The organism is Frankia sp. CeCAU1, assembly GCF_977971845.1.
In genome coordinates this window covers 21,179-30,189 of the sequence record NZ_CDWWXA010000015.1, presented here as the reverse complement: position 1 = coordinate 30,189, position 9,011 = coordinate 21,179, and the positions used below count along the sequence as shown (strand labels likewise).

7 protein-coding genes and 1 pseudogene are annotated in these 9,011 nt (G+C 73.3%); 5 read left to right on the top strand and 3 right to left on the bottom strand.

What is annotated here, in order from left to right; genetic code table 11:
• Nucleotides 1-125: 125 nt before the first annotated feature.
• The 3 genes and pseudogenes from AC08OO_RS05020 to AC08OO_RS05010 all read right to left on the bottom strand — a co-directional run.
• Nucleotides 126-1,412, bottom strand: coding sequence for a hypothetical protein (locus tag AC08OO_RS05020; RefSeq protein ID WP_476609936.1), 1,287 nt, complete (start codon nt 1,410-1,412; stop codon nt 126-128).
• 120 nt (nt 1,413-1,532) lie between these two features.
• Complete coding sequence (locus AC08OO_RS05015; protein WP_476609937.1) at nt 1,533-2,807, bottom strand: sensor domain-containing phosphodiesterase; 1,275 nt, start codon at nt 2,805-2,807, stop codon at nt 1,533-1,535.
• Between the two features lie 124 nt (nt 2,808-2,931).
• Nucleotides 2,932-3,243, bottom strand: a pseudogene (locus AC08OO_RS05010) (type 2 periplasmic-binding domain-containing protein); the annotation flags it as partial.
• A gap of 1 nt (nt 3,244) precedes the next feature.
• Between AC08OO_RS05010 and AC08OO_RS05005 the strand changes: the two are divergent.
• From AC08OO_RS05005 to AC08OO_RS04985, 5 genes are read left to right on the top strand one after another with little or no spacing between them, the layout of a single operon-like run.
• Nucleotides 3,245-3,916, top strand: a complete 672-nt coding sequence (locus AC08OO_RS05005; protein ID WP_476609938.1) for a hypothetical protein — start codon at nt 3,245-3,247, stop codon at nt 3,914-3,916.
• A 14-nt stretch (nt 3,917-3,930) separates the two neighbouring features.
• The gene (locus AC08OO_RS05000) at nt 3,931-4,443 is read left to right on the top strand and encodes a hypothetical protein (protein ID WP_476609939.1); all 513 of its coding nucleotides are present in this window, start codon (nt 3,931-3,933) and stop codon (nt 4,441-4,443) included.
• A gap of 41 nt (nt 4,444-4,484) precedes the next feature.
• Nucleotides 4,485-5,738 carry an ATP-binding cassette domain-containing protein gene (locus AC08OO_RS04995; protein ID WP_476609953.1) on the top strand — a complete coding sequence of 418 codons (1,254 nt, stop codon included), beginning with the start codon at nt 4,485-4,487 and terminating at the stop codon, nt 5,736-5,738.
• A 40-nt stretch (nt 5,739-5,778) separates the two neighbouring features.
• Nucleotides 5,779-7,728, top strand: coding sequence for a rhodanese-like domain-containing protein (locus AC08OO_RS04990; protein WP_476609940.1), 1,950 nt, complete (start codon nt 5,779-5,781; stop codon nt 7,726-7,728).
• Nucleotides 7,725-8,888, top strand: coding sequence for an FAD-binding oxidoreductase (locus AC08OO_RS04985; protein WP_476609941.1), 1,164 nt, complete (start codon nt 7,725-7,727; stop codon nt 8,886-8,888). The genes AC08OO_RS04990 and AC08OO_RS04985 overlap by 4 nt, the downstream gene beginning before the upstream one ends.
• The last annotated feature ends 123 nt before the right edge of the window (nt 8,889-9,011 follow it).

Genomic DNA, 9,011 nt, shown 5'->3' with positions numbered 1-9,011 from the left:
GGGGTCGGGCCTGGGCCGGCAGCGGACTGTCGACCGTGCCGCAGGCGGTGACGCCGACCGCCAGGGCGACGGTAATCAGTACCGTCACCGCTCGCGCCGTCACGACCCGGATGATCATCATCTGCTCACCGGTAGTCGTTGATTCTCAGCTGGATGCCGACGAAGGCCAGGGCCGCGGCGAGCCCGAGCGCCACGGTGGCGCCGAGCGGCAGGCGGTTCAGCGCCTCGCCGGCGGCGGACAGGCGCGCTTCGAAGCGGGTACGGCTGGTCGTGAACACCGCTTCCGAGGCGTCGTCGAACCGGGTGAAGGAGGTCGTGCCCTCGCCGAGTGCCACGGCCACCGCCTGCTGGAACCCGCCGGCATCGGACACCAGGTTACCGACCCGCAGGCTTGTCGCCTGGTACCCGCGCCAGGCCGGTTCCAGGGCGGCGCGGGCCGGGCCGTCCGGGCCGCGCAGGGCCACCGTCGCCGGCAGAACCCCGGTCCTGGTCCGGTGCCCCCTGTCGTCGTAGCCCAGCCGGGCGGCCGCGGCGCGGGCGTCCTCGTCGAGTTCCACGCCGTTGCCGTGGGCGACCAGCGACAGGCTTTCGTCACCCCATGCCCGTAATGCCAGCACCCGGGCCTGCGCGGTCAGCGTCATCGGGACGTACCCGTGGTCCCGGCTTTCGACGAGACGGCCACGTTCCACGCCGAACGCGGTCAGCGTCAACCCGAGGATGATCGCGGTGAGCGCCGTGGCGGCGAGCAGCGGCAGATTGAGGATCCGGTGGGTGCGCCGGAACAGCCGTACCTGCAGCGTGACGAGCCCGGCGAGCGTCGCGGCGCCGACGGCGCCGACCAGGAACACCTGGTGCCAGGAGCTCGCCCGCCGGTAGCCGTGGTCGATGTCGGTGGCGTCGGCGGTGGCCAGCGCGTCGGCGGCGGGCAGGATGGTGTCCCGCATCAGCGCGGACGCCTGCCGCAGGTAGGCCCCGCCGACGGCGAGGCCGAGCCGGTTGTTCGCCCGGGCCCGTTCGACCAGGCCGGTGTAGGCGGGCAGTTGCGCGCAGAGCACGGCCAGGGGCTGGCGCGGACCACCGGTGCGGGCGAGATCGACGACGCGGTCGCCCGCCGCGGCGATGCTGCGCGCGTAGGCGGCACGCTGCCCCGGTGGTTCGACGCCGCCGGCGAGGAAGGCACGGGCCGCCGTGGCGTCCGCCGCCCAGAGCTCGGCGCGCAGGCTCTGGGCGGCGATGAAGGACGCGCCGCTGTCCTTGGTCAGGGTGTCGATCGCGTGCCGGCGGGTCTGCGTGGCGCCGAGGGCGGTGACCCACAGTGCGACGAGCGCGAGGACCACGAGCACGGACAGCAGGCGCAGCCGGCCCGGCGGGGTCGCCGCCCGGCGCCGTACCCCCGTAGCCACCGCGGTCATGGCTGGTGAGCGTATGGCCTGCGCAATCGCCGGGTAGCCCCACTGTCACCTTGGCGTCACCCCGGCTGGTACCTCGTGCTGGCGCTGCGGCTGTGGGGCCAGCCGGTAGCCGCCACGGGCTCAGCCGAGCCGCCGGGAGGAGGCTGCCGGCACCCGTTCCGGTTCGGCGGCCGTCGGCCGGTGCGCGGAGTGCTCCACCCAGGCGGCCCCGGCGGTCGTGGTGGGATGGCCGAGCAGGTAGCCTTGGCCGTAGGGGATCCCGGCCGCCATCGCCGTGTCGAGCTCCATCGGGGTTTCGATGCCCTCGGCGATGACGCAGCCGCCGATCTCGTCGGCGACCTGCACCAGTCCCGCCGCGATGGCGCGCCTGGCTGGATCGGTGTCGATCCCGTGGGTGAGGACCCGATCCAGTTTGATGATCTCTGGGCGCAGGTGGATGAGCTGTTCCAGGCCCGCGTAGCCGGTGCCGACGTCGTCGATCGCGATGCGGACCCCGCGGCGGCGCAGCACGCCGACGGCGACCAGCAGCTCCGAGTCGTCGCCGATGTGCTCGTGCTCGGTGATCTCCACGATGAGGCGATCGGCCCCCCGGTCGGGAAGGATGTCGATCAGGCCGGAGGTGATGGTGGACGGCGAGGCGTTGACGGCGAGGGTGAGGTCGGACGGGAGCGTCGGCAGGACGGTCAGCGCGTGGCGGATCGCCATGAGTTCCAGCTCGATGCTCAGGCCGACGGTTGCGGCGTCGTTGTACCACTGCTGCGCACCGCCGGTCGTGTGGGGAAAGCGGGACAGCGCCTCGACCCCGACGATCCGCTCGTCCGTGAGCCCGAAGATCGGCTGGAAGATCATCTTTGGGCCGCCCGCGTCGATGAGGTCGCTCACCTCCTGCCAGATGCGGCGTCGCTGTTCCCACAGGCGGTGCAGGTCGAGGACCGCGTCGCTCAGGAAGGCCGCCAACAGGTGCAGGAAGTGCACGTCGCGGTCGCGTGGGTGGGGGAGCGCGTTGTGGGCGAGGCAGCCGACTATGCCGTACACCTCGCCGTCGTTGTCGGCGACCGGCGCCGCGGCGTACGCGCCGACGCCCAACTTGCGGACGACGCCCGCGTCCGCGGTGCGCGGATCGGTGCGCGTGTCCGCGACGATCTCCGGTATCTCGCCGGACAGCACCCGCCCGAGCAGGGCATGCTCGCGGCGGATCGTCGAGCCCGGCGCCAGCCTGAACCCCCGCGCGTCCCCGCTGAGAACCTGCAGGACAAGCAGATCCCCGTCGATCCGGGCCAGCCCCGCGACGTCCATCCGCAGATGCCGGCGCAGGATCTCGAGGAGATCCGTCACTACTGCGTCCGGCTGTGTGACGCCTGCCGGCGGGCCCAACGTCGACAGCGTATCCGCCATCCGGACCACCTCCATGTTCGGCATGCCCGAAACCACCTGCTGTCATGCCGGGCCGGAGTGCTGTCATGCCGGGCCGGAGTGCTGTCATGCCGGGCCGGAGTGCTGTCATGCCGGGGCCGGAAGCTCAGGCCAGGGCGGCCTCGACGGCGTCACCGACCAGCTGGCCCAGCCGCGGTGGCGCTCCGCGACGCACGCGCACGTGCAGGGGTTCGGGCGCAACGGCGGGCAGGTCGTGGCGCCGTTCGAGCCCTGGGGGAACCGGCCCGACGTCGGAGAGCAGAGCCACCCCGACCCCGGCGCGGGCGGCGTGCAGCACACCGGCGAGATGGCCTGCCTCACCGACCACCCATGCCGTGTGCCCGACCCGCGCCAGGGTGCTCAACGCCTGGCTGCGGATGGTGCAGGGATCGTTGATCGCCACGAGGGGCAGCGGCCGGATGACTACCCCGCACCGGCACCGAACGACGCGAAGGCTGGCCGCAGCGGCCGTCTCCGTCCTCACGACCGTCACGCTCGCGGCCTGCGGGAATGGCGGCGGCAGCACGGCGTCGGGCGGGACCCCCGTCCCCGGCGGGCGGCTGAAGATCGCCTTCTGGTCGGACCTCCGGAACTGCGTCATCGCCTGGCCGCGCCAGCCGATCACCTCGGCCGACCAGGAGGTCATCGAGGCCTCCGGCGGCGTCATCCAGAAGCGGGCCCTGCCCGGCATCGCCGGGACGCTGTTCCCCAACGTCACCGCGGCCCAGCTCACCCGGCAGGCCACCGCGGGCGGCTATGACCTCTTTGCCAGCTACCTGACCCGGGCGGACCCGAGCGTGCTCGCCTCCCTGCTCGACCGGGCCGTGTCCAAGCACTACGCCGGCACGTTCGGCGAGGACGCGACGACCGCGCCGCAGATCAGCACGCTGTTCGCCGCCGGCCTCACCACCATCGACCCGGACAAGCGTGGGGCCGCCTACCCGAACCTGCAGGACTACCTCATCGACCAGGGCGTGACATTTCCGGTCTACGACCGGCTGCAGGTGGTGGGGCTGTCGAAGAAGGTCCAGGGATTCGCCTGGACCTCGGAGAGCTTCCTGCGCGCCAACGACATCTGGCTGTCGAAGTAGGTCGGGTCGTCGCGATGCTCCGCTACGTCGCGGGTAGGTTCGCCCAGGCCCTCATCGTGCTCTGGGCGGCCTACACGGTCACCTTCATCATCCTGCACGTCCTTCCCAGCGACCCCGTCACGTTGCAGCTCGCCGCCGGCGGGGTCGACGTGCACCAGCTCACCCCGGCCCAGCTGCACGCGCTGAAGGCGCGCTACGGCCTTGACGATCCCGTGCCCGGGCAGTACTTCCGCCACCTCTGGGACGCGATGCACCTCGACTTCGGCCTCTCGCTCACCCAGAACACGACCGTCGGCGCGCTGCTCGCGGTCCTCGACTTCGGGACGGCCGTGCTCGCCATCTCCTCGCTCAGCTTCCTGGGCTTCGGTGCCCCGCCATCGGCGGCGGAATGGGGGACACTCATCTCGAACGGGCGCAACTTCCTCATCACCAGCCCCTGGCTGTCGCTGCTGCCGGGTCTGTTCGTCGGGCTGGTCGTGTTCAGCCTCAACCACATTGCCCGCACGATCGAAGAGGTGCAGCGGTGAACACGGTGAATCGCGGTGAACACGGTGAACACGGTGAGCGCGTGAATGCCGTGAGCACGGTGAGCACGAAGGCGGACGCCGTGGCGGGCCGGAACATCGTGGAGCTCACCGGGCTGTCCGTCGCCTACACGCGCCGAGGGCGGACGACTCCGGCGGTGGAAGACGTCGACCTCACGATTGCCCCCGGACAGACCGTCGCCGTCGTCGGCGAGTCCGGCTCGGGGAAGACCATCACGGCCAACGCCATCCTCGGCCTGCTGCCGGCGAACGGTCTGATCACCGCGGGCACCATCTCCGTCGCGGCCGACCGGGCCGACCGGGTCGTCGTGATGCGGCGCGGCCGGGTCGTCGAACGCGGGGCACCGGCGTCGATCCTGCGCACCCCGCGCGACCCTTACACCCGCCACCTCATCGAGGTGGCGCCGGCGTTGTCGTCCACCGGCGGCCTCGTCCCGCGCTTCCCCGAGGCGCCCCCGGCTCCCGAGCTGCTGCGGCTAAAGGGGATCACGAAGGACTTCCGGCTGCCCCGGACCCGGGGCGGGGAGCGGGTCCTCCGGGCGCTGGACGAGGTGTCTCTGTCGGTGCGGGCGGGCCAGACCCTGGGCCTCGTCGGCGAGCCCGGGTCGGGCAAGACCACCGCGCTGCGCATCGTGATGGGCCTGGAGAAGCCGACCAGCGGCCGGATCCACCTCGACGGGCAGGACATCACCTCCGCCGGCTGGTCGCAGCTGCGGCCGCTGCGGCGGCGGTTCCAGCTCGTCCACCAGAACCCGTTCTCCTCACTGGACCCGCGGTTCACCGTCGGGGAGAGCATCGCCGAGCCGCTGCTCTCCTTCCGCGTCGGCGACCGGGCCAGCCGCGCCGCCCGGGTGCGCGAGCTGCTCGACCAGGTCGCCCTGCCCGCCGCGTTCCGCGGCCGCCGGCCGATCGAGCTCTCTGGCGGCCAGCACCAGCGGGTCGCGATCGCCCGGGCACTCGCGATCGAACCCGAGCTGGTCTTCCTCGACGAACCCGTCTCGGCGCTCGACGTGTCGGTGCAGGACCAGATCCTGCTCCTGCGGCTGCAGCAGGAGCTCGGGGTCGCCTACTTCTTCATTTCCCACGATCTCGCCGTCGTGGCCCAGCTCGCCCACGAGGTCGCGGTGCTGCGCGCCGGCCGCATCGTCGAGAGTGCTCCGGCGGCCGACGTCCTCACCGCGCCGACGCAGGACCACACCCGCGAGCTGCTCGGCGCGATTCCCGGGCAACGGTTCGCGGCCGCACTCGCCGCCGCCCAAGGAAAGGACACACGATGAGTCGCAGGTACGCACGCACGGTGAGTTGCGGGTACGCACGATGAGTCGCAGGTACATCGTCATCGGAGCCGGGGCCGTCGGCGCGACCGTCGCCGTGGAGCTGCGGCTCGCCGGGATCGACGTCGTTGTCGTGGCCCGGGGCGCGAACCTCGCGGCGCTGCGGGCGGGCGGGCTGCGCTACATCCGACCGCCGGCCACGCCCGGCGGTGAGCCCGACGAGCGGCGGATCCCCCTCTACGTCGTCGGCGGCCCGGACGAGGTCGACCTGCGTGGTGACGACGTGCTTGTCCTCGCCACCAAGTCGCAGGACTCCGAGGCGCTGCTCGCGCAGTGGGCATGGCGGCCGGTTGACGTTGACGGTACGCAGCGCACGGCGGCGGAGGCGCTGCCCGTCGTGCTGCTTCAGAACGGGATCGAGAACGCCCGTACGGCGTTGCGCCGGTTCGCCACGGTGATCGACGCGGTCGTCCTCAGCCCCTCCTCGCACGTGAGACCCGGCGAGGTCGTGTCCCCGGCGGCCCCGCTCGCGGCGGCCTTCTACCTGGGCCGCGCCCCTCGCGGCGCCGTTGACGACCCGACCGCCGAGGTTGTCGCGGCCGACCTGCGCCGAGCCTCGTTCGCCGTCGCGGTCGTCGCGGACATCGACCGACGCAAGGCCGGCAAGCTGCTGGGCAATCTGGCCTACAACCTCGACGCGATCTACGCCCCGAGCGAGCTGCGTGACGCGGCGGCTGCCGTGCTGGTCGAGGAGGCGCGGCGGGTGTTCGCCGCGGCCGGCGTGGAGACCGCCGGAGTCTGTCCGGACGACGGGCTCGACCTGTCCGGCCTCGTTCTGCACGAGATCCCCGGCTTCTCTCGGGAGGGCAGCTCCACCTGGCAGAGCCTGGCGCGTGGCGGGTCGGTCGAGTCGGACTTCCTCAACGGCGAGATCGTGCTGCTGGCCCGCCTGCACGGGCTGGCGGCACCGGTCAACGCCGGGGTGCAGCGGCGGATCGCCACCGCGGCGCGCACCGGCACGCCGCCGGGCGGATTCGACCAGGCCGACCTCGCCGCCCTGCTGGCCCCGGCACCTGCCGGCGTGGCCCCGGATGCCGGCAGGACACGTGCCGGCGTGGCGCTCGGGGAGGTCCTCGTCAACGTGAGGCGTCTGCACGACGAGCTGCTCTCGCCCGGCCCGCCGCTGCTGCTCGACGTCCGCTGGGCCCTGGGTGACCCGCACGGGCACGACCACTACCGCGAGGGCCACCTGCCGGGCGCGGTCTACGTCGACCTGGACACCGAGCTCGCCGCCGCACCGGGCGGGACCGCCGGGCGGCATCCGCTGCCCGAGCTCGTCGACCTCCAGCAGGCCGCCCGGCGCTGGGGGCTGACCGCCGGGCGTGCGGTCGTGGTCTACGACGCGGTCGGCGGGCTGTCCGCCGCCCGGGCCTGGTGGCTGCTGCGCTGGGCGGGCGTCGCCGACGTCCGCATCCTCGACGGGGCACTCGCGGCCTGGCAGGAGGCCGGGTTCCCGCTCGAGACCGGCGAGATCATCTCGGCGCCCGGCGACATCGTCCTGCACGCCGGTCAGCTGCCGGTGCTCGACGCGGACGGCGCCGCCCGGGTGGCCCGCGAGGGTGTCCTCCTCGACGCCCGTGCGGCCGAGCGGTATCGCGGCGAGGTGGAACCGATCGACCCGCGCGCCGGCCACATCCCGGGAGCGGTGAGCGCCGCGACGGGGGAGAACCTCGACGCGAGTGGCCGGTTCCTGCCCCGGGACGAGCTGCGGGCCCGGTTCGCGGCCCTCGGCGTCGGCGTCGGCGTCGGCGGCGACGGGAACGGGGCCGGCGGGCGGGCGCGGCCGGTCGGGGTGTACTGCGGGTCCGGAGTGACGGCCTCCCACGAGATCGCCGCGCTCGCCGTCGCCGGCATCGACGCCGCCCTGTACCCGGGTTCCTGGTCGGCCTGGGCGGCCGACCCCGACCGGCCCGTCGCCACGGGTCCGCAATGACCCCGGCGCGGTTCGCGGTCGCGCTGCCGGCCGGGCAGTGGAGCACCGATCCGGCCGTCGTCAACGCCCACCGGTGGGACCGGTCCGGCTGGCAGCCCGCGGGCCGGCCGATCGGCGTCGCGTTCGCGCGCGAGGTGGCCGACGTCCAGGCGGTGCTGCGGGCGGCGAGCGCGGCGCGGGTAGCGGTGACGGTGCGCGGCGCCGGTACCGGCCTCGCCGGGGGAGCCGCGGCCTCGGCGGGCAGCGTCGTGCTCGACCTGTCCGGAATGAACCGCATCCGCGAGCTGTCGGTCACCGACGCGGTCGCGGTCGTCGAGCCTGGCGTGATCACCGCAGATCTCGATCGGGCGGCCCGCGAGGTCGGCCTGTGCTACGCGCCGGATCCGGCGAGCGCGGCCATCTCCACCATCGGCGGGAACATCGCGACGAACGCCGGGGGCCTGGGCTGTGCGAAGTACGGCGTGACCCGGGAGTCGGTGCTCGGTCTGGACGTCGTCCTCGCAGACGGCGAGCGCATCAGCACCGGGCGGCGAACCGTCAAGGGGGTCGTCGGCTACGACCTGACCGGGTTGTTCGTCGGATCGGAGGGAACTCTCGGGGTGGTCGTCGGCGCCACCGTGCGGCTGCGGCCCGCGCCGCGCTCCACGGTCACCCTGGCGGCCTTCTTCGACACCTTCGCCGAGGCCGCCGAGGCCGTCACCGCGCTCGGCGTCACCGCGCTCGGCGTCGCCGGGATCGTCGTGGCCGTGGCCGTGGCCGAACTGCTCGACGGCCGCACGGTGCGGGCCGTCGACGCCGCCACCGGCAGCAACCTTGCCTCCGCCGGCGAGGTCTTCCTGCTCGTCCAGACCGACGGGTCGGGCGCGGGAGAGGAGGCCGATGCCGCCGAGGGCATTCTCGCCGAGCGGGCGAAGAGGGTCCGGCGGTCGGTGGACGAGGCCACGGCGGAGGCGCTGCGCGCCGCGCGCCGCGCGCCGCTACCCGCGCTGGAGCGTCTCGGCCGGGTGCTCATCGAGGACATCGCCGTGCCGCGCGGCCGGATGGCGCAGGCCGCCGCGCGCATCGTCGAGATCGGCGCCGCCACCGGCGTGGACATCTTTACCCTGGCCCACGCCGCCGACGGCAACCTGCATCCCATTGACCGGCCCGCGCCGCCGTGAGCGTCGCTTCTCGCACGCTGGGCGGGGACCGGGCGAATCTTCCCAGCGCTCCCGATGATGAGAATCGCTACCGATGGTGAGAACAGTCCCAACGGCGAGAACACGAGAACGGGGACAGCCTCG